At 64.9% G+C, this 25,334-nt stretch carries 28 protein-coding genes and 1 tRNA gene; 15 read left to right on the forward strand and 14 right to left on the reverse strand.

The features are described 5' to 3' along the window. Nucleotides 1–1,259 (forward strand): TonB-dependent receptor domain-containing protein (locus tag ACE3S9_RS01720; protein WP_374544700.1); only part of this gene is annotated, 1,259 nt, incomplete at its 5' end. 52 nt (nucleotides 1,260–1,311) lie between these two features. Here the strand turns inward: ACE3S9_RS01720 and ntrC are convergent. From ntrC to dusB, 3 genes are all read right to left on the reverse strand, one after another. Next, nucleotides 1,312–2,799, reverse strand: a complete 1,488-nt coding sequence (gene ntrC / locus ACE3S9_RS01725) for a nitrogen regulation protein NR(I) (RefSeq protein WP_374544701.1) — start codon at nucleotides 2,797–2,799, stop codon at nucleotides 1,312–1,314. An 80-nt stretch (nucleotides 2,800–2,879) separates the two neighbouring features. Then, nucleotides 2,880–4,037, reverse strand: coding sequence for a nitrogen regulation protein NR(II) (locus ACE3S9_RS01730; RefSeq protein ID WP_374544702.1), 1,158 nt, complete (start codon nucleotides 4,035–4,037; stop codon nucleotides 2,880–2,882). Beyond that, the gene (dusB, locus tag ACE3S9_RS01735) at nucleotides 4,034–5,101 is read right to left on the reverse strand and encodes a tRNA dihydrouridine synthase DusB (RefSeq protein WP_374544703.1); all 1,068 of its coding nucleotides are present in this window, start codon (nucleotides 5,099–5,101) and stop codon (nucleotides 4,034–4,036) included. The genes ACE3S9_RS01730 and dusB overlap by 4 nt, the downstream gene beginning before the upstream one ends. A gap of 169 nt (nucleotides 5,102–5,270) precedes the next feature. Between dusB and ACE3S9_RS01740 the strand changes: the two genes are divergently transcribed. Genes ACE3S9_RS01740 through ACE3S9_RS01750 form a run of 3 tightly spaced genes read left to right on the forward strand, consistent with a single transcriptional unit; the run spans nucleotide 5,271 to nucleotide 8,588 of the window. Further along, nucleotides 5,271–6,512: a bifunctional 2-C-methyl-D-erythritol 4-phosphate cytidylyltransferase/2-C-methyl-D-erythritol 2,4-cyclodiphosphate synthase gene (locus ACE3S9_RS01740; protein ID WP_374544704.1), complete on the forward strand. Its 1,242-nt coding sequence runs from the start codon at nucleotides 5,271–5,273 to the stop codon at nucleotides 6,510–6,512. 19 nt (nucleotides 6,513–6,531) lie between these two features. Then, a complete protein-coding gene (locus ACE3S9_RS01745; protein ID WP_374544705.1) occupies nucleotides 6,532–7,050 on the forward strand; it encodes a CinA family protein in 519 nt (172 codons plus the stop codon). A gap of 17 nt (nucleotides 7,051–7,067) precedes the next feature. Then, nucleotides 7,068–8,588, forward strand: coding sequence for a malonyl-CoA synthase (locus ACE3S9_RS01750; RefSeq protein ID WP_374544706.1), 1,521 nt, complete (start codon nucleotides 7,068–7,070; stop codon nucleotides 8,586–8,588). Between the two features lie 8 nt (nucleotides 8,589–8,596). Here the strand turns inward: ACE3S9_RS01750 and ACE3S9_RS01755 are convergent, their stop codons facing one another. After that, the gene (locus ACE3S9_RS01755) at nucleotides 8,597–9,430 is read right to left on the reverse strand and encodes an N-acyl homoserine lactonase family protein (protein ID WP_374544707.1); all 834 of its coding nucleotides are present in this window, start codon (nucleotides 9,428–9,430) and stop codon (nucleotides 8,597–8,599) included. A gap of 87 nt (nucleotides 9,431–9,517) precedes the next feature. Here ACE3S9_RS01755 and ACE3S9_RS01760 point away from each other — a divergent pair, with 87 nt between their 5' ends. Continuing rightward, nucleotides 9,518–10,120, forward strand: a complete 603-nt coding sequence (locus tag ACE3S9_RS01760) for a TetR/AcrR family transcriptional regulator (protein WP_374544708.1) — start codon at nucleotides 9,518–9,520, stop codon at nucleotides 10,118–10,120. On the opposite strand, the gene ACE3S9_RS01765 is transcribed toward ACE3S9_RS01760, so the two are convergent. The 7 genes from ACE3S9_RS01765 to ACE3S9_RS01795 form a co-directional block, all read right to left on the reverse strand. Then, entirely contained in the window at nucleotides 10,117–10,575 is a 459-nt protein-coding gene (locus tag ACE3S9_RS01765) for a hypothetical protein (RefSeq protein ID WP_374544709.1), read from the reverse strand. The two genes, ACE3S9_RS01760 and ACE3S9_RS01765, sit on opposite strands and share 4 nt — an antisense overlap. A 46-nt stretch (nucleotides 10,576–10,621) precedes the next feature. Next, nucleotides 10,622–11,194 carry a tetratricopeptide repeat protein gene (locus tag ACE3S9_RS01770; RefSeq protein ID WP_374544710.1) on the reverse strand — a complete coding sequence of 191 codons (573 nt, stop codon included), beginning with the start codon at nucleotides 11,192–11,194 and terminating at the stop codon, nucleotides 10,622–10,624. 19 nt (nucleotides 11,195–11,213) lie between these two features. Then, nucleotides 11,214–11,792, reverse strand: coding sequence for a tetratricopeptide repeat protein (locus ACE3S9_RS01775; RefSeq protein WP_374544711.1), 579 nt, complete (start codon nucleotides 11,790–11,792; stop codon nucleotides 11,214–11,216). A 218-nt stretch (nucleotides 11,793–12,010) separates the two neighbouring features. Continuing rightward, a complete protein-coding gene (gene pqqA, locus ACE3S9_RS01780; protein ID WP_369334833.1) occupies nucleotides 12,011–12,088 on the reverse strand; it encodes a pyrroloquinoline quinone precursor peptide PqqA in 78 nt (25 codons plus the stop codon). Between the two features lie 126 nt (nucleotides 12,089–12,214). After that, a complete protein-coding gene (locus tag ACE3S9_RS01785; protein ID WP_374544712.1) occupies nucleotides 12,215–12,925 on the reverse strand; it encodes a response regulator transcription factor in 711 nt (236 codons plus the stop codon). Continuing rightward, on the reverse strand, nucleotides 12,922–14,409 hold the full coding sequence (locus tag ACE3S9_RS01790; RefSeq protein ID WP_374544713.1) for a sensor histidine kinase: 1,488 nt from the start codon (nucleotides 14,407–14,409) through the stop codon (nucleotides 12,922–12,924). The genes ACE3S9_RS01785 and ACE3S9_RS01790 overlap by 4 nt, the downstream gene beginning before the upstream one ends. Continuing rightward, entirely contained in the window at nucleotides 14,406–14,903 is a 498-nt protein-coding gene (locus ACE3S9_RS01795; protein ID WP_374544714.1) for an SRPBCC family protein, read from the reverse strand. The genes ACE3S9_RS01790 and ACE3S9_RS01795 overlap by 4 nt, the downstream gene beginning before the upstream one ends. 146 nt (nucleotides 14,904–15,049) lie before the next feature. Between ACE3S9_RS01795 and pxpB the strand changes: the two genes are divergently transcribed. From pxpB to ACE3S9_RS01820, 5 genes are all read left to right on the forward strand, one after another. Next, nucleotides 15,050–15,805 carry a 5-oxoprolinase subunit PxpB gene (pxpB, locus tag ACE3S9_RS01800; protein WP_374544715.1) on the forward strand — a complete coding sequence of 252 codons (756 nt, stop codon included), beginning with the start codon at nucleotides 15,050–15,052 and terminating at the stop codon, nucleotides 15,803–15,805. Next, a complete protein-coding gene (locus ACE3S9_RS01805; protein ID WP_374544716.1) occupies nucleotides 15,802–16,809 on the forward strand; it encodes a biotin-dependent carboxyltransferase family protein in 1,008 nt (335 codons plus the stop codon). Before pxpB ends, ACE3S9_RS01805 begins: the two co-directional genes overlap by 4 nt. A gap of 69 nt (nucleotides 16,810–16,878) precedes the next feature. After that, complete coding sequence (locus tag ACE3S9_RS01810) at nucleotides 16,879–17,358, forward strand: VOC family protein (RefSeq protein ID WP_374544717.1); 480 nt, start codon at nucleotides 16,879–16,881, stop codon at nucleotides 17,356–17,358. Nucleotides 17,359–17,393: 35 nt separating this feature from the next. Then, nucleotides 17,394–18,170 carry a LamB/YcsF family protein gene (locus ACE3S9_RS01815; RefSeq protein WP_374544718.1) on the forward strand — a complete coding sequence of 259 codons (777 nt, stop codon included), beginning with the start codon at nucleotides 17,394–17,396 and terminating at the stop codon, nucleotides 18,168–18,170. Nucleotides 18,171–18,257: 87 nt separating this feature from the next. Then, complete coding sequence (locus tag ACE3S9_RS01820; RefSeq protein WP_374544719.1) at nucleotides 18,258–19,604, forward strand: DUF2252 domain-containing protein; 1,347 nt, start codon at nucleotides 18,258–18,260, stop codon at nucleotides 19,602–19,604. Nucleotides 19,605–19,631: 27 nt separating this feature from the next. Here the strand turns inward: ACE3S9_RS01820 and ACE3S9_RS01825 are convergent, their stop codons facing one another. Then, nucleotides 19,632–21,023: a GntP family permease gene (locus ACE3S9_RS01825; protein ID WP_374544720.1), complete on the reverse strand. Its 1,392-nt coding sequence runs from the start codon at nucleotides 21,021–21,023 to the stop codon at nucleotides 19,632–19,634. Here ACE3S9_RS01825 and ACE3S9_RS01830 point away from each other — a divergent pair. From ACE3S9_RS01830 to ACE3S9_RS01840, 3 genes are all read left to right on the forward strand, one after another. Continuing rightward, nucleotides 21,022–21,159, forward strand: coding sequence for a hypothetical protein (locus tag ACE3S9_RS01830; protein ID WP_374544721.1), 138 nt, complete (start codon nucleotides 21,022–21,024; stop codon nucleotides 21,157–21,159). The genes ACE3S9_RS01825 and ACE3S9_RS01830 overlap by 2 nt on opposite strands. A gap of 428 nt (nucleotides 21,160–21,587) precedes the next feature. Next, nucleotides 21,588–21,851 (forward strand): hypothetical protein, encoded by a 264-nt coding sequence (locus ACE3S9_RS01835; protein ID WP_374544722.1) that lies wholly within the window; start codon nucleotides 21,588–21,590, stop codon nucleotides 21,849–21,851. A gap of 96 nt (nucleotides 21,852–21,947) precedes the next feature. Continuing rightward, nucleotides 21,948–22,397, forward strand: a complete 450-nt coding sequence (locus ACE3S9_RS01840) for a hypothetical protein (RefSeq protein ID WP_374544723.1) — start codon at nucleotides 21,948–21,950, stop codon at nucleotides 22,395–22,397. Nucleotides 22,398–23,443: 1,046 nt separating this feature from the next. Here ACE3S9_RS01840 and ACE3S9_RS01845 read toward each other — a convergent pair. Then, nucleotides 23,444–23,872, reverse strand: coding sequence for a MarR family winged helix-turn-helix transcriptional regulator (locus tag ACE3S9_RS01845; RefSeq protein WP_374544724.1), 429 nt, complete (start codon nucleotides 23,870–23,872; stop codon nucleotides 23,444–23,446). Between the two features lie 67 nt (nucleotides 23,873–23,939). Here ACE3S9_RS01845 and ACE3S9_RS01850 point away from each other — a divergent pair, with 67 nt between their 5' ends. Together ACE3S9_RS01850 and ACE3S9_RS01855 are read left to right on the forward strand one after the other, a co-directional pair. Continuing rightward, nucleotides 23,940–24,302, forward strand: coding sequence for a VOC family protein (locus tag ACE3S9_RS01850; protein ID WP_374544725.1), 363 nt, complete (start codon nucleotides 23,940–23,942; stop codon nucleotides 24,300–24,302). After that, complete coding sequence (locus tag ACE3S9_RS01855; RefSeq protein WP_374544726.1) at nucleotides 24,299–24,748, forward strand: EVE domain-containing protein; 450 nt, start codon at nucleotides 24,299–24,301, stop codon at nucleotides 24,746–24,748. The genes ACE3S9_RS01850 and ACE3S9_RS01855 overlap by 4 nt, the downstream gene beginning before the upstream one ends. A 234-nt stretch (nucleotides 24,749–24,982) precedes the next feature. Here ACE3S9_RS01855 and ACE3S9_RS01860 read toward each other — a convergent pair. Continuing rightward, nucleotides 24,983–25,072 (reverse strand) — tRNA-Ser (locus ACE3S9_RS01860). Nucleotides 25,073–25,334: the final 262 nt, after the last annotated feature.

Raw genomic sequence — 25,334 nt, forward strand, 5'->3', positions numbered from 1 at the left:
ACAACGTGCTGGCCTGGCAGAAATCGGCCGGCGCGCTGGATTTCCAGTTCGCTTATTTCTCGCGCTATAGCGCGCTGCATTTCATGCCGGATGCTTATGGCGATCTGCTTTACAACGGCGTCGCCTCGGACGTGCTCCGCGACAGCTTTTTGAACGGCGTCAGCGCCGACGCGGCCTATCATTACAGCGATGCGCACACCATTCGCGCCGGCCTCTACGCCAGCGGCGAAAACACCTATGTCCGCAACGCATCCTTCGTCTTCGCGACCGATTCCGACGGCAACCCCTATGGCGCGCCTTTTCCCGCGCCGGTCGATGCAAGCTCGAAATTCGGCTGGCTGCTCGGGGCCTATATTCAGGACGAATGGAAGATCACCCGGCAATTGACGCTCAACGCCGGCCTCCGCTTCGACCAGATGTATCAGTACGTCGACGCCAACCAGTTCAGCCCGCGCATCAGCCTGACCTATGCGCCGTTCGACAGCACCAACATACATATCGGTTTCGCGCGATATTTCACGCCGCCGTCGCAGGCGCTTAGCGCGCCGGTCAATCTCGCCCTGTTCGCCAATACCACCGCCGCGCCGGCCGTCACTGAATCCGGCTTGGTGCTGCCCGAACGCGGGAGCTATGTCGATGCGGGGATCGACCAGAAGGTTCTGCCCGGCCTGACCCTCGGCGTCGACGGCTATCTCAAATGGGCCCAGGACCTGCTCGACGACGGCCAGTTCGGACAGGCTTTGGTCCTCACCGGCTTCAATTATGCGAAGGGCTATAACCAGGGACTCGAATTCAAGGCCAATTACGAGCAAGGCGATTTCCGCGCCTATGGCAATCTCGCGCTCGCCAAGCAAATGGCGACCAATGTCGTTTCAAACCAATATCTGTTTGACCCCGACGAACTCGCTTACATCGCGACCCATTATATCTACACCGATCATGCGCAGATACTGACCGCCTCGGCCGGCGCATCCTATCTCTGGAATGGCGTGCGGTTCAGCACCGACATGATCTATGGCAGTGGCCTGCGCGCGGGCTTCGCCAATACCGGGACGGTGGCGCCCTACGTGCAGTTCAACGCCGGAATCATGAATGAGTTGAAACTCGCCGGGGATATGAAGCCGCTGACGCTGCGCTTCGACATCGTCAATCTGTTCGACACCATCTACCAGATCCGCGACGGCAGCGGCATCGGCGTCTTTGCGCCTCAATACGGACCGCGACGCGGCTTCTTCATCGGCATTTCCCAGAAGATCTGAGCCGCGTCCGACATTCTGAACGCGCCTCGGATCGGATCGAGCCGGAGCGCCTTCACCGCGACGAGCGCATCAGCCGCACGTCGAGATCGCGCACCTTCTTGCGGAGGGTGTTGCGATTGAGGCCGAGCAGTTCCGCCGCCTTGATCTGGTTGCCGCGCGTCGCGGCGAGCGCGATCGAGATCAACGGATATTCGATCTCGCGCAGGATGCGATGATAAAGCCCCGGCGGCGGCAGCTTGTCGCCATGCGCCTTGAACAATTCGGTGAGATGCCGCTCCACCGACATGGACAGGGATTCGTCGGCGTCGCGCATCGGCGCCGGCGCCGAGGCGCCTGCCGGGCCGGCCTGCGGCGACAGGAAAGCGCCCGCCTCACGCGACAGATCGAGGCCCAGTTCGCTGACGACGATCTGTTCCGAGATCAGTTCCTGCGGATAGAGCGCGGCGAGGCGTCGGATGAGATTTTCCAGCTCGCGAATATTGCCCGGCCAGCGATAGCGCTTCATGCGCTCCAGCGCCGCCGGCTCCAGCGATTTCAGTGGCAGCCCCTCATTGACCGCCTGGGCGAAGAAATGCCGGGCGAGATCGCCAATGTCCTCGGCGCGCTCACGCAGGGGCGGCAGCCGCAGCGGCACCACATTCAGCCGGAAGAACAGATCCTCGCGGAACAGGCCCTGCTGGATCAGCAGCCGCAGATCCTTGTTGGTCGCGGCGACGATGCGGACATTGGCCTTGATCGGGGTGCGGCCGCCGACGGTGGTATATTCGCCCTGCTGCAGCACGCGCAAAAGCCGGGTCTGCGCGTCCATCGGCATGTCGCCGATTTCGTCGAGGAACAGCGTGCCGCCCTCGGCCTGTTCGAAACGGCCGACCGAGCGCTGGTTGGCGCCGGTGAAGGCGCCTTTCTCGTGGCCAAACAATTCCGATTCGATCAGGTCGCGCGGAATGGCGGCGACATTGATCGCGACGAAGGGGCCCTTCTTGCGCTTGCCGTAATCGTGCAAAGCGCGCGCGACCAGCTCCTTGCCGGTGCCGGATTCGCCGGTGATCATCACCGTCAGATCGGACTGCATCAGCCGCGCCAGAGCGCGATAGATGTCCTGCATGGCGGGCGAGCGGCCGACCAGCGGCATGCCTTCCATATCGTCCGGCTCGGGCGCGCGCAGCCGCGCCTTGGGCTCGCTCATCGCCCGCCCGACGATCGCCAGCAGCTCCTTCAGATCGAAGGGTTTCGGCAGATATTCATAGGCGCCGCGCTCGGAGGCCTTGATCGCGGTCATGAAGGTGTTCTGCGCGCTCATGACGATGACCGGCAGGTCCGGCCGCGCCTTTTTCACGCGAGGCAGAAGCTCAAACGCATTTTCGTCCGGCATCACCACGTCCGTAATGACCAGATCGCCCTCGCCCGCCTGAATCCACCGCCACAAAGTGGCGGCGGCCCCGGTGGTGCGCACTTCATATCCCGCACGCGTCAGGGCCTGACCGACGACGGTGCGGATGGCCGCGTCGTCGTCCGCGACGAGAATATTGCCGCTCGGCATTCAGTGACCTCCAAAACCTTCCATAATCCCGCGGCGGAAAAGCGCTTTCGCGCCCCCGGCGACGCCGGGGTCGAAACGGCTTACGCGTCGCGGCGGGAATAAACGGGCATCAGAATTCGGAAGAGCGTTTTTCGTGGAAGGGATTCGCATTCGATGACGCCGCCGTGATCGCCGATGATCTTCGCCACCAATGCAAGACCGAGGCCAGAACCGGAAGCTTTGGTGGTGACGAAGGGATCGAACAGATGCGGCATCAGATCTTCCGGCACGCCCGGCCCATTGTCGCGCACGCAGAATTCGAGCGGCAGGCTGACCGGCGAGGCCTTGCCGGGCGCGCGGATGCGCACGCCGGGCCGATAGGCGGTGGTCAGCTCGATCTCGCCGTCCACGGCGTCGTCGCCGATCGCCTCGGCCGCGTTCTTGACCAGGTTCAGGAACACCTGGACGAGCTGGTCGCGGTTGGCGAGCACCGACGGCAGCGACGGGTCGTAATTTTCCACGAAACGGATACGCCGGGCGAAGCCGGCCTGGGCGATGCGCCGGACATGCTCCAGCACTTCGTGAATATTGACCGGGCCGCGCTCGACCGGGCGCCCGTCCGAAAAAGCCTCCATGCGCTCGACCAGAGCCACGATGCGGTCCGTCTCGTCGCAGATCAGCCGGCAGAGCGCGCGATCCTCGTCGCCCACGGCGGAATCGAGCAATTGCGCCGCTCCGCGGATGCCGGACAGCGGATTTTTGATCTCATGCGCCAGCATGGCGCCCATGGCCGAAAGCGAGCGCGCCGCGCTGCGATGGGTGAGCTGGCGGTCCATCTTGTCGGCGATGGTGCGCTCCTGCAGCATGACGACCACGCCATCGTCCAGATTGGGCAGCGGCGCGATATAGATGTCGACATAGCGCTCGACGCCAATGCGCGGCGTGCCGAGATCGACCCGATATTCGTTGATGGGGGCGCGACGCTGGCGGACCAGTTCGATGGTCGAGGCGAGCGGCGAGCCGAACGGCAGCAGTTCCTGGAATTTCACGCGGCGCAAGGCGTTGCGCGACATGTCGAAGAACAGCTCCGCCGCCGGATTGACGTCGCGGATCGAGCCGTCGCCGGCAATCGACAGCAGCGGATGCGGCAAAGCGTTGATCAATTGCGAGGACGGGCAATCGGCGAGGCCCGAGCCTGCCAATTCTTCAGTCAGCGAATCGAGCTTGTTGCCTATTTTATGAGCATGTTTGACTTTCATGCCGCCTCCGCCTCGGGCTCGCGTCGATAGAGACGCCCAAGAAGATCCATGACCTCGCGCGCATCCTCGCTCTCGACCAGGCGCCGGCGCGCCGCCGGGTCGAGCCCGCCGCCCTGCCCCGCCGCGACATCGGCATAGGCCGCGAGATGTTTGCGCGCATGACGCAGCCCCTGCAAGGGGCCGAGCAATTCGAGCAGGGTCGCCAGGTGCTCGCGCGCAGCGGCGCGCCGCGTGGCGCCGTCAGGCCCGGCTGACGCGCGGCCGTTGCGCAGGAAAGAGGCGATCTCGCCCACGACCCAGGGCTGGCCCAGAGCGGCGCGGCCGATCATGACCGCTTTCGCGCCGGATTGCCGCAACATTTCGCAGGCGTCCTCGGCCGAGCGGCAATCGCCATTGGCCACGACCGGGATGCTGACGGCGTCACTGACGGCGCGAATCGCGGACCAGTCGGCGACGCCGCGATAGAATTGCTGGCGCGTGCGGCCATGGACGACGACCATGACGGCGCCTTCCGCCTCGGCGCGGCGCGCCAGTTCCGGCGCATTGCGGGTTTCGTCATCCCAGCCAAGCCGCATCTTGACGCTGACCGGAACCGTCACCGCCCGCGTCACCGCCGCGATCAGCCGCGCGGCATGGTCGAGGTCGCGCATCAAAGCCGAGCCCGCCGCGCCGCCGACCACGCGCTTGGCCGGGCAGCCCATATTGATGTCGATCAGATCGGCGCCGGCGTCGGCGACCAGGCGCGCCGCCTCCGCCATGCTGTCCGCATCGCAGCCGGCGATCTGGACGGCATGGGGCGAAAGGCCGCCGCCGAGCGCGCGCAACAGGCTTTCGCGGCCGGCCTTGCCATTGGCGCCCTGCGCATAATCCCCGCTCGCGACCATTTCGGAAAAGGCGAGGCCCGCCCCGAACCGCCGCGCGAGGCGGCGCATGGCGAGATCGGTGACCCCGGCCATGGGCGCGAGAAAAGCCGGCGCGTCGACCGTCAAACTGCCGAGCCGCAGGGGTTCCGTGCACAAGCGATCGGCGCCCGCGGCGCTGCTCACTTGTTGAGCAAAATTCATCATGCCCGCATTTTAGACAGATTTTTTGCCTTCGCAATGCGAAAGCGATGGCAAATTGACCTTTGAGCCGATTCGCGCGACATGTCCCGCCGAGCCGGACGGCTCGGGCGGTCCAGACCCGGCGTGACAAGACCGGCGAGAGAAGACCGGGTGGGCGATGCGGGGAAACATGGCCGAGAACGTGGTCGTGGAATTGGTCGGCGAAAGCGCGGCCCTGGACGCAAGCGAGGCGATCTTCCTCGTCGTCGCTGCAGGACGCGGCGCGCGCGCGGGCGCAGGCGGTCCCAAGCAATATCGCGAACTCGCCGGACGTCAGGTCCTGACCCGCACGCTCGAAGCCCTGCTCGCCGCCGCACCCGGGGCACGCGCCCTGACGGCGATCCATCCCGACGATCTCGACCTTTACGAAGCGGCGATCGCGCCCCTGCCCGCCGCTTCGCGCGCGCGCCTTCTCCCGCCCGTGTTGGGCGGCGCGACCCGGCAGGACAGCGTTTGCAACGGCCTCGAAGCTATAGCCGCGCTCGGCGCGGCGGCCAATACGCCGGTTCTGATCCATGACGCCGCGCGGCCCTTTGTCAGCGCCGAACTGATCGCCCGCGCGCTCGACGCCGCGCGCGAAAAAGGCGCGGCGGTCCCCGGCCTCGCCGTGGTCGACACCATCAAGAAAGTGGCGGAGGACGCCCGCATCGTGGCGACGCCGGAGCGCGCCGCCCTGCGCGCCGTGCAGACGCCGCAGGCCTTCCGCTTCGACCTGATACTCGCCGCGCATCGCGCCGTGCGCGAAGACGGCTGCCGCGAGCTGACCGACGACGCCGCCGTGGCGGAATGGGCCGGCCATTGCGTCTTCGTCTTTCCCGGCGAGGCGACCAATATCAAGCTCACCACGGCCGAGGATTTCATGCGCGCGGAAGCCAAATTGCTGAACGACCTACCGGATGTCCGCACGGGCCAGGGCTTCGACGTCCACGCCTTCGGCGAAGGCGACCATGTCTGGCTCGGCGGCGTGCAGGTGCCGCACGATCACGGGCTGGTCGGCCATTCCGACGCCGACGTGCTGCTCCACGCCATTACCGACGCCGTGCTCGGCGCCATAGCCGAGGGCGACATCGGCGCGCATTTCCCGCCGAGCGATCCGCAATGGCGCGGCGCGCCCTCCGACCTGTTCCTGCGCCACGCCGTCAAGCTGGTGACGGCGCGCGGCGGGCGCGTCGCCCATATCGACGCCACCTTGATCTGCGAGCGCCCCAAGGTCGGCCCGCATCGCGACGCCATCCGCGCCCGGATCGCCGAAATCATGGAGCTGCCGCTCGATCGCGTGGCGGTCAAGGCGACCACTTCGGAGCGCCTCGGCTTTACGGGGCGGCAGGAGGGCATTGCGGCTTTGGCCATGGCGACGGTGCGGCTGCCCTGAGCGGATCGGGAGGAAGGCGATGCGCGACGAAATCCTCATTCTGGCGCGGCGCGTGCTCGACGCCGCCTTCGCGCGCAAGCTGATGATCGTCACGGCGGAATCCTGCACCGGCGGGCTGATCGCCGGGGCGCTGACCGAAATTCCCGGCTCGTCCAATGTGTTCGAGCGCGGCTTCGTCACTTATAGCAATGAGGCCAAGCAGGAGCTGCTTGGCGTGCCAGTGGAGACGCTCGCGGCTTATGGCGCTGTTTCCGCGCAAACCGCCGAAGCCATGGCGCTCGGCGCGCTGGCCCATGCGCGCGCGCAGATCGCGCTTTCGGTCACCGGCGTCGCCGGGCCGGACGGCGGCTCGGCGGAAAAGCCGGTCGGCCTGGTGCATTTCGGCCTCGCCCAGACCGAGCGTCCGACCCGCCTGGTCGAAAAGCGTTTCGCCGGCGCCCATGGCAAGATGTTGTCGCGCGCGGAGATCCGGCGCATGGCGGTGCTGACTGGCCTGCAAATGCTGCTCGAAGCCGCCGCGCCGCAATTGCACGCCTGAGTCCATTGGAGGCGCGATTGTCCAATCATCTGTTCGACCTGATCGTCGCGAAAATTCCCGATCCGGAAAAAATCTTCCTTCAAACGCTTGAGGGCGATTCGATCCTCTATCGCCAGATGTTATCGGCCAGCGCGCGCTACGCGCATGCCCTGGTCAAGCTCGGCGTCGAGCCGGGCGACCGGGTCGCGATGCAGATGGAGAAATCGCCGGCTTTTCTGTTCATCTATCTGGCCTGTGTGCGCGCCGGCGCGGTGTTCCTGCCGCTCAATACCGCCTATACGCCGCATGAGGTCGGCTATTTCCTCTCCGACGCGCAGCCGAAACTCATCATCTGCGACCCCGAGCGGGCCGATTCGCTGAGCGAGGCCGCCAAGGCGGCCGATGCGCGCGTGGTCGTCCACGGCCACGGACAATATGGCGAGCTTTACGACCTCGCCGCCGCCAGCCCGCCGGATTTCTCCAACGTCGCGCGCGGCCCGGACGATCTCGCCGCCATTCTCTATACGTCAGGGACCACCGGGCGTTCGAAAGGCGCCATGCTGTCGCACGACAATCTCGCCTCCAACGCCCTGACTTTGGTGGATTACTGGCGCTTCACGCCGGAGGACGTGCTGATCCACGCCTTGCCGGTCTATCACACCCACGGCCTGTTCGTGGCGACCAATAATGTGCTGCTGTCCGGCGGCTCGCTGATCTTCCTGCCGAAATTTTCCGGGCCGCAGATTCTCGAAGCCATGAGCGACCGGCCGGGCAAATTGCGCGGCACTGTGCTGATGGGCGTGCCGACCTTCTACACCCGGCTGATCGACGAACCCGGCCTCACCCGCGAGGCCTGCGCGCGGATGCGGTTGTTCATTTCCGGCTCGGCGCCGCTGCTCGCTGAGACCCATCGCGCCTTTTCCGCGCGCACGGGGCAAGCCATTCTCGAACGCTATGGCATGACCGAAACCAATATGAGCACGTCCAACCCCTATGACGGCGCGCGCATTCCTGGCACGGTCGGCTTCCCCCTGCCCGGCGTCGCGCTGCGCGTCGCCGATCCCGAAACCGGCGCCGCCCTGCCGCAAGGCGAGATCGGCATGATCGAGGTGAAGGGGCCCAATGTCTTCAAGGGCTATTGGCTGATGCCGGAAAAGACGGCGAGCGAATTCCGGCCCGATGGCTTTTTCATCACCGGCGATCTCGGGATGATCGACGACAAAGGCTATGTCCATATTGTCGGGCGCGGCAAGGATCTGATCATCAGCGGCGGTCTCAATATCTATCCGAAGGAAGTCGAGACCGAGATCGACTCGCTGCCCGGCGTGATCGAAAGTGCGGTGATCGGCCTGCCCGATGCCGATTTCGGCGAGGCCGTCACGGCGGTGGTGGTGCGCGAAAAAGGCGCGGCCATTGACGAGGCCGCGATTCACGCCGCTTTGCGCGACCGGCTGGCCAAGTTCAAATGGCCGAAGACGATCCATTTCGTCGAAGAGCTGCCGCGCAACGCCATGGGCAAGGTGCAGAAAAACCTTTTGCGCGCGACTTACGGCGGCTGACTCCGGCCTCAGGACAAGACCGCGTTGGCGGCGAGTCGCGCGGGGCCTTCCGGATCATGCGCCGGCAGCAGCACAGTCGGCTCGCGCTCGGCGAAAAGCTGGATCATCTTCAGCGTCGCCAGCGCGGTTTCAGGATCGTTGGTGACGCCGTCGGTCTTGCCGGCCAGCAGATTTTCCTGCGAATAGGTCGCGTCGCCGGCCAGGAAATAATTCACGTCGCCGCGCACGATCACCGAGACATGGCCGTCGACATGGCCCGGCGTCGGCACGAGGACGATCGCGCCGTCGCGCGTGATGGAATGCGAGGCCGAGAACGGGCCGAGCTTCGGGCCGTCCATATCGGCCAGTTCCGGCTTCAGCCAGATCGGCCAGCGTTGCGGCAGACAGCCGGTCATCATGCCGCGCAGTCCGACCGAAACGGCGTAATTCTCGCGCGGTCCGATGATGCGGCTGCGCGGGAAATGATCCAGCCCGCCGGTATGGTCGTGGTGAAAATGGGTGAGGATGACGGCGTCGATATCCTTCGCCGGATCGATGCCGAGCGCGAGCAGGCGCGAGCCGACTTCCTCATGCGGCGCCACCTTGATCTCGACCTGTTTGTAGAACGGGTTCCAGCCCGGCAGATAGCCCGGAACGGAATTGCGCCAGGTGTCGCCGGTATCGACCAGAAAACGGCCTTCCGGGTGTTCGATCAGGAAGCACAGGATCGGCAGCGGCTCGACCCAGTTGGGATCGCGGAAAATGTCGATCTTCCGGCCAATCGCGCCATGGTCGTCACGGCCGATCCGCTGGGCGGTCTTCATGCGAGCCTTCCCCGTCTCGATCGCGGTCACCTTGATCATCGTCGCCTCCGTTTTAAAAAGAACGAATATTCTTTTTTCATAAAAATCAGCTCTTGTAAAGAACGGTCATTCGTTTTATTTAAAGCCATGCCCAAGATCTCCGACGAGAAGCGCGCCGCCCGCCGGGCCCAGATCCTCAACGCCGCCTGGACCTGCTTCCAGAAGGAAGGCCTCCACGCCACCACAATGGATGACATCATCAAGGCGTCCGGGCTGTCGGCCGGCGCGGTCTATTCCTATTTTCCGGGCAAGAGCGACCTGATCCTCGCGGCGGTGACCACCTCGCTGACCGATCTCACGGCTCTGGTCTTGCCGCTGTTTTCGGTCTCGCCGCCGTTGTCGGAAACGGAGCTGCTGCGCCAGATCACCGCCAATGTGGCGCGCTTTTCGATGCGGGAGGGTTTCGACCTGCGGCGGATCGCGCTGCTCGGCTGGAGCGAGGCGCAGCGCGACGACAAGCTGCGCGCGACCATGAACGGCTTTTACCAAGCCTTCCGCGCGCGGCTGGTTCAGGCGGCAGAGGAATGGAAAAAGCGGACGCCGGACGGCGCAAGCGTTTCGGAAGAAGATGTCGCCAAGACGCTGCTCGCGCTGATCCTGGGCTTTGTCGTGCAATCGGCGATCATGGGCGATGTCGAGCCGGAAAATCTCGAAAGCGGTCTTGACGGCCTCGCCCGCCTGCGCGGTTAGCCGCGCGGAATGCGAAAGGCTTCGCGGCGCGGACCGCCGGGCGTGGCGCGGCGCCGCGCGCCGATGCGGTCGCCCTCTTCCATCAGGCCGAGATCACTTTCGCCATCGGGAAACACGACCACGACGCGGCGGCCGATCCGCACCAGCACCAGCCGGTCGCCCTTTTCGGCCAACCGCGCCCAGCTCGCGATCTTGTCGCGAAAGGGCGGCCGGCGCCAGGCGTCGGGCTTGGTTGCATCGACATGGATCGCGACCATGCGGCCCTCGCCTTCGAGCGAGACGATCAGTCGGGCGCGGTCGGGACGCCAGTCCTCGCCAAGATCGGGATTGGTCAGATAGCCGCAGGTGAAGGCGCGGCATTCGCCGGGGCGGTCGGGATAGATCGCGCAGCCGGCGCCGGGGCGGCATTGCGCGCACCACAGCCCCGGAGGCTTGTCGATTTCGGCGATCTTCATGACCTTGCAGCAAAGCGTGCAAGGCCCGCAGCTTCGCGCCGCCAAATCAGAACTGCGGTTTGCGGTAATGAGCGAGATCGGCGGTGGGCGTCACCGATTCCGGGTCGTAATCGTGCTGCGCCAGCTCCTTCGCGGTCTTGTCGCCGCCGGCCGCCGCCTTGTCGATATAATCCTTGCCGAGCGCGCGGTCCTGATCCACGCCATGGCCGCGCAACAGGTCGAGCCCGTAATTGAACTGGCCGAGCGAGGAGCCGGTGTCGGCGAGGCGCTTGTCCCATTCCGCCGCCTTGATCGGATCGGAGGGCTGATCGTAGCCATTTTCCTCGGTCCAGGCCGCCCAGGCCATCGCATAGACATTGTCATGCTCCGCGCAGCGCTCGAAAATGCGTCGCGCCGCGTCGTGCCATCCCATTTTGGCGAGCGGATAGCCATACATGCACATGCCGGGATCGAACCGCGCCTCCTTTGAGCGCTCGGCCCAATATTCGACGCTCAGCTCGGAAGGCGCATTGCCGGCGGCGGCGGCGTCCTGCTTCGCGGCGGCGGACTCGGCGCGGGCGGCGCCGGCGAAGGCCGTCCCGGCCATCAAAGCCGCGATGAGAAGAGTCCTGCCGATCATTTCAGTCCCCAAGATAAATTCAGAATTGCGGCTGCCTGTAGCGCGCCTTGTCGGCCTCGGGCGTCACCGATTCCGGATCGTAATCATGCGCGATCAATTCGATCGCGGTCTTGTCGCCGCCCGCCGCCGCCTTGTCGATCAACGCCTTGCCGGCCGCCCGGTCGAGCGGCGCGCCATGGCCGCGCAGCAGGTCGAGGCCGTAATTGAAAGCGCCGAGCGGCGAGCCGGCGTCGGACAGCCGCTTGTCCCATTGCGCGGCCTTGGCCGGATCGGACGGACGGTCGTAGCCGTTCTCTTCCAGGTACGACATCCAGGGCATGGCGTTGAGATTGCCTTCGTCGGCGCAGCGCTGGAACAGGCGGCCAGCCTCTTCGTGCTGTCCGGTCTTGTCGAGAAAAACGGCGTAACGGCACATTTGCGGATCGAACCGCTCCGAGGCCGATTTCGCCGCCCAATACTGGACCGACAATTCGCCGTGCTCGCTGGCCGGATTGTCCTCGGCCGCGAGAGCCGGCGCGGCGCCGGCGGCCCATGCGAGAACCGCCGCCGCAAAGACGCTCTTCATCGCATTCTCCATCGCATAGCTGGATCGTTTCATTGTTTCCATGAAACAATGAAACGATCCAGGTTTTTGTTTTGACGCGCTTTCTTTACGCGAACCGGCATCCGCTTCGCTCGAAAACGCTATAGAGACATTCCCGGTCCCGAAACGAAGAAGGCCGCGTCCCGGACAGGAAGCGGCCAGCATTTTCGGGGGGAGGACCAGAGACGTCGGCGCGCCTTGGGAGGAGCGACGCGCCGGTCCATTCAGAAATCTCAGATTTCAGCAGACATATAGGAAGTGACTTCCATGCCGCAGCAAACTTCGCAAACTTCCGGAGCAGTCCAGGTCATAGCTTTCTCCCGTTAATAGCCTTTGGCAAGGCTTGGCTTTCGCTGGCGTCGGCGACGCATGGTCTTTTATAGGCGCGGCGCCGGCCGGATGCGTCAGCCGGTGGCGAGAAAATTGTAAGATTTTTGTCAACCATCCTCGTCATAGCGATAACCGACGCCGTGGACGGTCTTGATGATGCGGGGATGGGCCGGGTCGATTTCGATCTTGCGGCGAAGCCCGGAGACATATTGGTCCAGCGCCCGGCTGTTGGGCATGTAGTCGCGGCCCCAGGCGGCGTCGAACAGGTCGTCGCGCGACACCGCCTTGCCCTTGCGCGCCAGCAGCGCCTGCAGGATCGCCAGTTCACGCGGCGCGAGGTCGATGGATTGCCCACTGCGGAAGGCGCGCAAGGCCTCGCGGTCGATCTCGAGATCGCCCATGCGCAGCCGCGCGGGCGGCTCGGAAACCGCGCTCTCCGCCGGGCCCGGCTGCGCCGCCTTGGCGCGGCGCAGGCCGGCCTTGATCCGCGCCACCAGCTCGCGCGCCGAAAAGGGCTTGGCGATATAATCGTCGGCGCCGATCTCCAGCCCGATCACGCGGTCGATCTCGGCGCCGCGGGCGGACAGGAGCAGGATCGGCGTGTGGGAATCGCGCGCGCGGATGCGACGGCACAGATCGAGCCCGTCGAGACGCGGCATCATCACGTCGAACAGGCAGAGGTCCGGCGCCGCCTCGGTAAAGGCCTGCCAGGCGCTCTCGCCGTCTTCCGCGACAATGCAGTCGATGCCCTCCAGCGTCAGCAGATCGACCAGGCCGGCGCGCAGGTTCGGGTCGTCTTCGGCGATGAGAATTTTCATCCGGCCTCCCCGTCGGTCTTCGCTTGGAGGGTCGCCCGCGCGCACAGGCCGGGATCGGCCCCGCTCAGCGAAAAGCCGCCGCCATTGGCGCGCGCCAACTCCTGCACGATCGACAGGCCGAGGCCGTGCGAGGGCTTGCCCTCGGCGCCCTGCGGCGCGGCGGCGCCGTAATCGCGCACGGAGAGCGACAGCAGACCGTCGCGCCGGTCGATCGCGACGTCAATGCGCCCCGGTGCATATTTGCGGGCGTTGTCGAGCAGGTTGATGAGGATGCGCTCGAAGGCGGCTGCGTCGAAACGCATTTTGCCCAGCGCGCCGCATTGCACCTCGCAGACGCAGCCCGAGGCCGCCAGCAACCGCTCATAGCGGGCGACGACGCGGCGCGCCAAGGCGCAAGGATCGGCGAGCGTTTCCTTCGGCGCCGGCGCGAGGCTCTGATCGCCATAGATCGTCTCGCCCGCCAAAGCGTCGAGCCGGTCGATCTCCTCCGTCAGCACGCCGCAATAACGCGCCATCTCCGGCGCGTCGCCGGCCCTGCGCGCGATCAGCTCGGCATAGAGCTTCAGATTGGCGAGCGGCGTGCGCAGATCATGCGACAGGCGCGCGGCCAAGGCGGCGCGGGCGGCGCTTTCCGCCAGCCGCGCCTTTTCCGCGCGCCGCGCCTGCCACACCAGCAGCAGCCAGCCAAGCGCCAGCGGCGCCGCCAGCGCGAGACGGCCATAGGCGCTGTGGCTCGGCGCGGGCTCGCCGGCGACATCGACCGCCCAGCCATGCAAGGTCCCGCTCTGCAGAAAGGATTCATAGCCTTCCGGCGGCGCCTCGCCGGTCTTCCAGATCACCCGGTCGAACGGGTCGCGCAGGCGGAACGCGCGGCCGGGAAAGGCCCGACTGCGCACGTTCAGCGCCGCCGTCATCACCGGAAAGATCAGCCGGCTGTTCAAGGCGATGCAGGTTTCCTTGGGCGTTGCGCCCTCGCTTGTGCGCCGGCACTCGAAATAATAGAGGCTCGCCGCATTGGGAAACCATCCGTTGATCAGATCGCCGCCGCGCGACAGGCGCGACGCGTCGACCAGCGCGCGCGCCTTGTCCTCCCACATTTTGGGGATGGCGAGCGGATCTTCCGGCGGAAAGACCACGCGGTCGCCCTCGCGAATCAGGACCAGCAATTCCATGTCATAGCCGGAGATCACGCTCCACAGCGCTTGCGGCGGGTCGAGCCCTTGGGCCGCCGCGCGCGCCACATTGATCTGGGCGTAGACCGCGAATTCCGCCACTTCGTTGCCCGCCGCGAGGCCCAAAGCCTCGGCCGCCTCCTGCGCCTGGCGGCGGGCGTTTTCGCGCAGCATCAGATAATCGGCGTCCTGCCATTGCGCGGCGAGCAAGGCGACGAAGGCCAGAGGCAAAGCATAGAGCAGAGCCTGCCGGGCCGTCGCCGCCCAGCTTTCACGCGGGCGTGGCGGGAATGTCGCGCCGCCTGACGTCAATTTTTGGCGAAAGCCTTGGCCAGAGCGTCGAGGCCGCCGCGATAGACGCCGGCGATCGCCTTGCGCGCCGCCTCGCCTTCCGTTCCCGGCGCGGGCGAGAAGGTCGAGGACCACACCACCTCGCTGCCCTGGCCGTCCGGCTTGACGGTGATGGTCGAGACATAGCCCGTCACCGGCAGCACCTTCTGATTCGAGCCATTGTCGAGGATGCGATAGGAATAGCTATGCGAGGCGGGCTTGTTGGAGACGATCGCCTCCCACAGGATCGGGCCGCCGAGATCGAGCCGGCGCTGCGAATCCGCCTTGTCGCCGTCCGAGGCCTCGGTCGACTTCACCGCCGGATGCCAGGACAAGTCGCTGAAATGGCCGATCTTCTCCCAGACTTGCGCGGGCGGCGCGGCGAGTTTCACCGTTTCGGTCACTTTCACCTTTTCGGCATGGGCGGCGAGGCCCGTCATAGCCAGGACGGCGGCGGCGATTGCGAACTGCTTCATGGTTTCCTCCCTTCGAGGGTTCGGCGCGCCGTTCGCGGAGTTGATCCTCCGACTGAAACGAGAGCGCGTCCATTTGCCAATGCGCCACAAGTTGCGGCAAAAAAGAAGGGGAGGAATGTAAGATTTTTGTCTCGCGGGATTGTTCCATGACGCCGGAAACCCTCGCGCCGCCCCCGGAAGCGGCATCGATAAGCGCGCTCGGCGACGCGGCGGCGATGGTGATCTTCGGCGACAGCATTGCGCCGGACCTTCATGCCCGCGTCGCGGGCTTCTGCGCGGCTTTGGCGCAAGCCCGGATCGAAGGCGTGATCGAATGGGCGCCGGCCTTCGCCTCCGTCACGATCTGGTACGATCCGGACCGGATCGCTTTCGCAGACCTGGCCGAACGGCTCGCGGATCTCGCGCGCGGGGCGCCCGCCGCGCCGCAAGCCGGCGCCCTGTTCGAAATCCCCTTCTGCGCCGAGGGCGGTTTCGCGCCGGATCTCGCCGAAGTCGCGCGGCTGTGCGGGCTTTCGCCGGCGGATTATCTCGACCGTTTCGCCGCGCAGATCTTCGACGTCTATATGCTCGGCTTCCAACCCGGCTTCGCCTATCTCGGCGGGCTGCCGGCGGCTTTGTCCGCGCCGCGCCTCGCCACCCCGCGCACAAAGGTTCCGGCCGGCTCGGTCGCCATCGCTGACGGCATGTGCGCGGCCTATCCCTATGCCAGCCCCGGCGGCTGGCGGCTGATCGGCCGCACGCCCGCGCCCTTGTTCAACGTAAGCGACGAGGCGCGCCCCGCCTTGCTCGCGCCGGGCGACCGCGTGCGCTGGCGCGTGGCGTCCCGCGCCGAATTCGAGGCGCTGGAAAGCCGCTGGCGCGCGAGCGGATCGCCCTCCGACGAATTGCGCGCGGCGCCATGACCGCGCGGCTCGCGGTTGCGCACCCCGGCGCGGGAGTCACGGTTCAGGATTTCGGCCGCACGGGTTTTCGCGCGCTCGGCGTTCCGGTGTCCGGCGCGCTCGATCCGGTCTTGCTGGCCGCCGCCAACATCCTCGCCGGCGCGCCGGAAGACGCGGCCGGACTGGAAATCCTGCTTGCGGCGCCGGAGCTTCGGATGGTCGAGGGCGCGGCGCGGATCGGCCTCGCGGGCGATCTCTCCGGCGCGATTTTACGCGCCGGCGGCGGCCGCGAAACGATCCTGTCATGGCGCGGTCTCGTCCTGCGCGCGGGCGATACGCTGACGCTGAAACTCGGGCGCGGCCCCGCCTATCTCGGTTTCTCCGGCGGGCTCGATGTCCCCAACGCGCTGGGCTCGCGTTCGACCTTCATGCGCGCGGGCTTTGGCGGGCTGGACGGCCACGCGCTGCAAGGCGGCGACGCCTTCACCTGCGGCGCGGCGGAGGGCGACGAATGCCGCGCGCCGCCGCTGGTCGACGAGGCCGACCCGATCCGCTTCATGCCCGGTCCGCAAGCCGATCATTTCACGCCTGAGGCGTTGGCGCTGTTCGCGGCGGCGGCCTGGCGTGTCGGCGCTGACAGCGACCGCATGGGCTTGCGGCTCGCCGGGCCGCGTCTCGTCCATAATCCGGCAGGCGCGAATATCGTGTCCGACGGCGCGACGCCCGGCGCGATTCAGGTTCCGGGCGACGGCCAGCCCATCGTCCTGCGCGCCGATTGTCAGACGTCCGGCGGCTATGCCAAGATCGGCTGCGTGATCGCCGCCGATCTGCCGCGGCTGGCCCATGCCGCGCCGGGCGACGCCATGCGGTTCGCGCCGGTCGACCACGCCGAAGCGGCGGCGGCGCGGCGGCAGGCGCGCGAGCGTTTCGCGCAATGGCGCGCGCAAATCGCGCCGGCAGGCGTTTGGAACGATCAAAGCTTGTGGACCGAAAATCTCATCAGCGGCGCGACATCGGGCGAATGAGCGTCATGTCTCAAGGGACGCCTGAATCGCCGGCGCGTCGTCGAGGCTGAAAAAGCGAAAGGGCGAACAATGGCGACGGCCAGGAACACGATCTGCCTGTGGTATGACAAGGACGCCGAGGACGCCGCCCGCTTCTACGCCGAAACCTTTCCCGACAGCGCGATTAGCGCCGTCCACCGCGCGCCCGGCGACTATCCATCCGGCAAGGCGGGTAACGTGTTGACGGTCGAATTCACCGTCGTGGGCATCCCCTGCCTCGGCCTCAATGGCGGGCCCGCCTTCAAACAGAGCGAGGCCTTCTCGTTCCAGATCGCCACCGATGACCAGCAAGAGACCGACCGCTATTGGAACGCCATCGTCGGCCAAGGCGGCCAGGAAAGCGCGTGCGGTTGGTGCAAGGACAAATGGGGCGTCTCGTGGCAGATCACGCCGCGCGCGCTGACCGAGGCTTTGGCCGCCGGCGGCGATGAAGCAAAGCGCGTCTTTGCGGCGATGATGACCATGAAGAAAATCGACATCGCCGCGATCGAGGCCGCGCGGCGCGGCTGACGGCTCCGCCTTCTCTTGCTTTCACATCGGTTGCCATGACGGAAAAGCCCCTGCTCAATCTCAACGCCGATCTCGGCGAAAGCTATGGCGCCTGGCGGATGGGCGACGACGACGCTTTGTTGCGGCTCGTCCAATCCGCCAATCTGGCCTGCGGCTTTCACGCCGGCGATCCCGTCACCATGGGCCGGACCGTGCGCCTGGCGCTGGCGGCCGGCGCGAGCCTTGGCGCCCATCCGTCTTATCCCGACCTGCAGGGTTTTGGGCGCCGAGCGATGCGCTGCTCGATTGAGGAGGTCGAGGCCCTCGTGCTTTACCAGATCGGCGCGCTCGACGGTTTTGCGCGCGCGGCGGGAACGCGGGTCAGCCACATCAAGCCGCATGGCGCGCTGAGCAACGAATCCTGCCGCGACCCCGCCCTCGCCGCCGCCATCGCCCGCGCGGCCCGCGCCTATGACCGCGACCTGATCCTGCTGGCGCCGGCCCATTCGCGGCTCGCGGAGGCCGGCCTCGCGGCTGGACTCACGGTCGCCATCGAGATTTTCGCCGACCGCGCCTATGATGACGACGGCGCATTGGCGCCGCGCGGCGAGCCGGGCGCCGTGCTGCACGGCAGCGCCGCCTGCCGCGCCCATGTCGCCGCCGTGCTGGCCGCCGGCGGGCTCGTCACGCGTTCGGGCAAGATCCTGCCGACGCCGATCCACAGCATCTGCGTTCATGGCGACGGGCCGGATGCGGTCGCGATCGCGGCCGATCTTCATCGCTTTCTGAAAGAAAATTATAGTCTGGCGCCGCTTCCCGCCTTGTTTTTCTAGAGCGGCGTGCGAAAAAGCAGGCGCCGGTTTTTCGCCGGAACGCGCGCGATCTCGCCCGGGAAGCGAAGGAACGCACAGGAGCGCACCATGTCCGCACCGCTCGCCACCCGCGCCGAACGTTTCGCCAAAGGCAAGTCTCTCCGCAAACTCACGCCGCGCGCGGCCCACGGCAAATTGGTCGGGCCGATGGATCGCGACGCCAACGCCATTCTCGAGGCGCAGAACGCGACCCGCCTGCCCGGCCTGATCCCCGTGCGCCGGCAATTGATGGCGGAAAATCCCTTCGCTTATCTGCGCGGCGCGGCCGCCGTCATGGCGCATGACCTGCAATGGCAGCCGATGGCCGGCTCCCCCGTGCAGGCCTGCGGCGATTGCCATCTGATGAATTTCGGCGCGTTCGCCACGCCGGAAGACAACATCCTGTTCGACATCAACGATTTCGACGAGACGCTTCCCGGCGTCGACTTTACCGTCGACGTCAAGCGCCTGGCCGCCAGCGTCGCCGTCGCCGCCGCCGACAAGAAATTGTCGAAATCCGAGCGCCACACGCTCGCCGCCGCCGCCGTGCGCGCCTATCGCAAGCGGATGGAGCATCTTTCCTATATGAGCCCGCTGGAGATCTGGCACAGCCAGATCGATCTCGAACGCGAGGCGAAGAAATTCCGCAACGCGCCGCTGCGGCGCAAGATCGCCACCGTCATGGCGCGGGCGCGCGGCGAAGGCCTCGACAAGGACGACAATTTCCCGACCCTGGCGGAATCCGGCGCGCCGGTGATCCACGACAAGGCGCCGCGCATCTTCCATTTCGCCGCCGGATCGGACGCCGCCCGGGGTTTCGACCCGCAAACCGATCTCCCGCCCTATCGGGATCTGCTCCCCGGCGCGGTGCAGACCCTGCTCGATCGCTACGCCCTGCGCGATTTCGTGTTCAAGGCGGTCGGCGTCGGTTCGGTCGGGACCTATTGCTATGTCGGCCTGTTCATGTCCGGCGACGACGAGCCTCTGTTCCTGCAGATGAAGGAGGCCAATCATTCGGTGCTGGAGGCGCTGGACGGGAAGCTGGCCTATAGTGGGCATCAGGGACAGCGCGTGGTCGACGGCCAGCGCATGATGCAGGCGGCGAGCGACATTTTCCTGGCCTGGGCGGAACACCAGGCCACGGGCCGGCAATATTACGTTCGCCTGCTGAAGAACCGGGTGCTTGGCGGCGTGAGCGAGATCGCCGAGGCCGAGGGCCTTGCCGATTACGCGCGGTTATGCGGACGCACGCTCGCGCGCGCCCACGCCCGTTCCGGCGATCCGGCGGTGATCTCCGGCTATCTCGGCGACAGCGAGGCCTTCGACGAGGCCATAGCCGATTTCGCCCTCGCCTATGAGCAGCAGACCGAAATCGACCACGAGGCCTGGAAAGCGGCTTTGCCGCCGTCGCCCTGAGCGGCGACGGCGGCTATTATCTGAACCTCACACCCAGCCGGTGAGGTAATAGACCCCGATGATGAAAAACACCGCCGTGGTCTTGATGCAGGTCACAGCGAAAATGTCCTTGTAGGACTGTTTGTGCGTCAACCCGCAGACCATCAGCAGCGTAATCACCGCGCCGTTATGCGGCAGGGTGTCCATGCCGCCCGAAGCCATCGACGCGACGCGGTGCAGCACTTCCATCGAAATGCCGTTGGCGTTGGCGGCCTCGATGAATTCCTTCGACATGGCGGCGAGCGCGATCGACAGGCCGCCCGAGGCCGAACCGGTGATGCCGGCGAGCGACGTGACCGTGACCGCCTCGCGCACCAGCGGATTGGGAATGGCCCCCAGCGCGTCGCGAATGACGATGAAGCCCGGCAAGGTGGCGATGACGGCGCCGAAACCATATTCCGACGCCGTGTTGATCGAGGCGAGCAGCGCGCCGGCGACCGCCGCCTTGCCGCCTTCCGCGAACCGCGAACTGACCGCGCGGAAAGCGAAAATGATGACCGCGATAATGCCCGCGAGCAAAGCGCCTTCGACCGCCCAGACCGCCTGCAATTTGTCGACCGAAATATGAACCGGCGCCGCCATGGCGGGCAGTTTCAGATCGTAGCTCGCGCCGTAGCCGTTCTTGATCAGCATCGTGAACAGCTTGTTCAGGCCGAAAACGAAAACGAGCGGCAGGATCGCGAGCCAGGCCGGCGCGAGCTGTTCATGCTCCATCGGCGGCGGTTCGTTGGTATGGCCCTCGCCATAGCCCTCGCCGGCGGCCAGGGCCCGCCGACGCTGCCATTCGAGATAGGTCATGCCGACGATCAGGATGAAAATGCCGCCGATGATGCCCAGCACGGGAGCGGCGAAGGCGGTGGTCTTGAAATAGGTGGTCGGGATGATGTTCTGGATCTGCGGCGTGCCGGGCAGCGAATCCATGGTGAAGGAAAAGGCGCCCAGCGCGATGGTGCCGGGAATCAGCCGTTTGGGGATGTGGCTCTGGCGGAACATCTCCGCCGCGAAGGGATAGACCGCGAACACGACGACGAACAGCGACACGCCGCCATAGGTCAGGATGGCGCCGACCAGCACGATCGACAGCATCGCCCGGCTCTCCCCGAGCAGACCGATGACGGCCGAGACGATGGATTTCGAGAAACCCGAAATCTCGATCAGCTTGCCGAACACGGCGCCGAGCAGGAAGACCGGGAAATAGTTTTTGACGAATCCCACCATGCTTTCCATGAAAACGCCGCTGAAAGCGGCAGGAACGGCGACGGGATCGGTGAGGAGAACGGCGCCCATCGCAGCGATGGGCGCGAACAGGATCACGGAAAATCCGCGATAGGCGACGAACATCAAGAAGCACAATGCGCCAAGGGCGATCAGAAAATCCATGGCTGTTTCCCACCCGCTGAAGTTCATGCAGGCGTCGGTTGCTTCCGACATCCTTGCCGTTTCATTTGTAAACGATTTTTCGGCTTTGGCGATGCGTCCGCCGCATAAAGAACATATTTTTCGTCGGCCCGAATGATTAACGGATCAGCCGGCCGCGATTAACCACCAATGGAACATGTCCTTTGACGCGGCGCGGCCAATGTTAGCATTGGCCCAATTCAGCGTCCTTGCCGCTGAACGACCGCAGTTAACGCCCGCCACGGATGCACTGGCGGGCGTTTTCCGCTTGAGAGGGACGTGGCGGCGGCGTGTTTCCGCCGGGCGGCTCATGCGCGCCGAAAATCGCTCCCGTCCCTGCGACGCCGGATGTTGCGCCGCCGTAAGCTGGTTTGATCTGAATCAAAGACATAATTCTTGTTTGGCCAAAGCTTTATAAAGTTGGCGAACCTCAGAACAAGCGGCGTTTCACCAAAACAAAGCCATAGGCATTGATGGTCGAAATCAGGCTTGGAGTCCTGAAAGAGCGTTCCTCGACGCAGGCCCGAACTGATTGAGAGAGAATCAATGTTGACACTTGTGCAGTCCGACGATCAGCACACGAAAGCTGGCGACGATGTTTTGATTCACGTTCGTTATCTGTCCAGCGGCGCGGTCATGACCATTGACAGGCTCCCTTCCCAACTGACCGCGCAGGAATGGCGCGATCTGCTGCTCACGGATGCGGCCGACTATTATCAGACCTTCGCCGGCGCTCGCGGTTTCTTCCGCCTGCCGCGTCCTGTCTATGACTCTCTTCTCGCCAATGTCACGCCGATGGCGGCCGAATAAAACCGAACATTGCGGATATTCAAAAATAGCGCCAGCCGGTGATCCGAGCTGGCGTTATTTTATCGGCTCCACTGATTCCATGGGAGAGGGGCCGGGATGGAAGATTGGACCTGGGGTCTGTTGCTCACCGTATTGACATTCATCGTCCATGCGACAGGCATCGCGTTGATGGCGGCCTTGGCCATGCGCATCCGAGATCGGATGCAAAGCGGAGGCGCATGGCGGCACACATTTGTCATCACGATCGGCTTCATCGGCGTGGTCGGCTTGCTTTTGGCCACGCTGCACGGGATCGAAGCCGGAATCTGGGCGACGGCCTACTGGCGCCTCGGCGCGCTCCCGTCGCCTCAGGAAGCGATGCTTTACTCCGTGGACTCGATCACGACGCGGGGCGCCTCAGGGCTGGTGCTGGAACGGGGCTGGCGAATGATGGGCGCCCTGGAGGCCGCCGACGGGATGCTGCTGTTCGGCATCAGCACGGCGTTCATTTTCGCGGTGATGCAGCAATATGCCCCGCTGATTCATCGGCGCCCGCCACCGCCTTAGGCGGCATTGGCGCGCCAGAGGCGCCGGCCTCCTCGGCGGCCGCCTGACCCCAAAACTTGTGGCGGCCGGCCACCGGTTATTCCCGCTCACACGCTCCGCATCCTCTCACGCCAGACTGACGGCCATGGGAGCCACGCCGTTGCGCACGCGGCCGTCCGTCGCATCAACGAACAGCGAGCCTATCGACTCGCGTGATAACCGTGATCCGGCTGATCGTCGGTCGAACGCCCCGGCTCCTGAGCGTTCAGTTTTCGCTCGTGGGCCGCGCGCGCCATGGGCGCCAGCCACCATGCGATCGGCGCTGACGCGGCCAATGACGCAACGACAACGAAGGGCATCAACGTCATGGCAAGGTTCGCCAGCGGAGTCGCTAGAACCAGAACAACGCCAATGCCGAAAACAACCGCCTGAACCATCATGTAAATAACGATGGCTATAACCGTGCGGTTTGACGTGAGATTTGGCGTCTTATCCTCTCACACATGTTTCGAATCCTACCCTTTACAACGCTCAGCGAGCCATCCGTGTTCCTATTGTTTTTTGGCCGGCGATTTTCTGGGATGATCGGCGCCATCAGATTTACACAACCGTTCGCTATAAGGATCGCAATTCCAAGGCGCGCTCGGATGTACAGCCGCCAAGGATCGGGCCCCGCACGGTGAAAACCGGTTGCGGGGTTTTCATTGCGCGCCGTCCGCGGCCCGAGCAGAAAAAGCGCCGGGCGCGGGCGATCATGGAGGTTCGGCGATCAAGAAAATGTCGAATGCTCGCCCCGCATTTGTTCTGCGATCGCGGTCTGGGCCGTCCGCCATTCACGATCCGTCGCTAGGGACGCGCGGCGTGTATTGAAAATTATTAAAATTTCAATTAGTTACAATGAGATATCGCGGGCAGCGCTCGATGAAAATGAGCACTATGAAATCGTCATAACCCTTTGATGATCGTTCAAATATTCCCTGCTTTGCGGCTATCGGCGGGTTTCGGTGGCGTTTGGGTGGCTAACGGCGGCCATCTCGGGGTTTGGTGGCGTCCTCGCGGCGCCTATCCTATTTGCACATGGCGCTGTGAAGCCTATCCATCAGATCAACAGCATCTTGAATGGCAGCCGGATGGACCGCGCCCTCCAGCACTTCCTCGACCCGCATCACCGCGGCATTGGCGGCGTCGGCCTTCTTACGCCCCTCGGGTGTCAAACGTGCAAGCTGGCGACGACCGTGACGAACGTCCTGTCGACGCGCCACCAGCTTTGCTTCTTCCAGCTTTGCCAGAACGCCCTGCATCGATTGCGGGGTGATGAAGGCGCGCTCGGCTAGGTCCGCATTGGTCTGATCCGGCCTCGCGTTCAGTTCTGCCAACACCGCATATTGGGCGGGATTGAGCCCAAGCGGCTTCAGCGCCTCCTCCATGCGGCGGTGCAGGGCATGCTGCGCCAGCTTCAGCCGGTATCCCAGCAGAGGTGTCATATCCTTGGTCATTGTAATATCAGCCACCTTATATTATATCAGGCTCCTGATGTTATCATTCCATGTCAAGGAGACAACCATGCCCCGCCTGATCGGCCCCGATTTCATCGGAATCCAGGCTCAAGACCTTCGCGCAGCCAAAGCCTTCTATGGCGACATGCTGGGCCTGCCTGTGCTGCAGGAGAACCCCGACGCGATCGTCTTCGACGGCAAGCCTGCTCCGTTCGCGGTCAGAAAGCCGCTGGTGGATCTGGAAGCGGCTCAGGGAAAACTCGGCTGGGGCATTGCCCTATGGTTCGGCTGCGATGACGCCGATGCGCTGCATAAGGAATTGAAGGCGGCAGGAATCGCCATCGCCTTTCCGCCGAAGGACGGTCCTTTCGGGCGATATTTCGCGTTTCGCGATCCGTTTGGCTACACGATCACGGCGCACACCGTATGACGACGCGCTACTGGATCGGTGTCGCGAGTCGTGATCACGTCAAGGCCGCTGAGAGTGGCGGGTTTTGCCAGTTCCGCCACGGCCGGACTGCGCCGATCCGGCGACTCTCGACCGGCGATGGCGTGGTCTACTATTCGCCGCGTGAACGCATGGGTGAAGGCGCGTATGTTCGCGCTTTCACAGCAATCGGCGAGATACGCTCGGGGACTGCCTATCATGCGGAACAATCCGCGTGCTTCGACCCTTGGCGCCGAGATGTCGATTATCGATCCGCGAATGATGCGCCGATAGCCCCATTGCTTGGTCAACTTTCCTTCGTACGGGAAAACCCGAACTGGGGCTTGCTGATGCGCCAAGGCTTCTTCGAGATCACGCAAACGGACTTCGACGCGATCGCAAAGGCCATGGGAAAGCGACCTCCATCACCGGCCGGCGGCGTCGAATAGCCATTGGCCCCGCCGGCTGGCTTGATCGAACGCCTGCTGCGAAGCGATATGGTAGCGAGTCGCCAAAGATATCGGCGGCAATTACGCGCTCTCGACTTCTTGGCAGTTCGTTGAGTCCGGTTCCAATAGAAGCGCCTTCTATCGGATTATGCCGTGGAATTGGTGGTTCTCTATACCGCATGGCGGTAGCGGTGATCGGCGGGAACATCGCGCCACAGAGGAAATCGGCGGGGCTGGCGGAAGGGGTGGGATTCGAACCCACGGTTGAGTTGCCCCAACGGCGGTTTTCAAGACCGCTGCCTTAAACCACTCGGCCACCCTTCCCGAAACGTCCCGCCTTCTGGCCTCTCCGCGCGCGAAAGGCAAGGTCTAACTCGCCGCGCGCTCGCTTGTGGCCTCATTGCGGCCGCATCGCCTTTCTATTTCCGCGCGAAAGCCTTAACAGAAGGCCATCGCCTTCACGACCCGCCGGAACAATGAACGACAGCGCCGACACGACGATCCAGGACCCGAACGCCGGCGAAAGCCGCACCATTTCCTTCGTCTCGCTGGGCTGCCCCAAGGCGCTGGTCGATTCCGAGCGCAT

The organism is Rhodoblastus sp., assembly GCF_041915505.1.
Lineage (GTDB): Bacteria > Pseudomonadota > Alphaproteobacteria > Rhizobiales > Beijerinckiaceae > Rhodoblastus.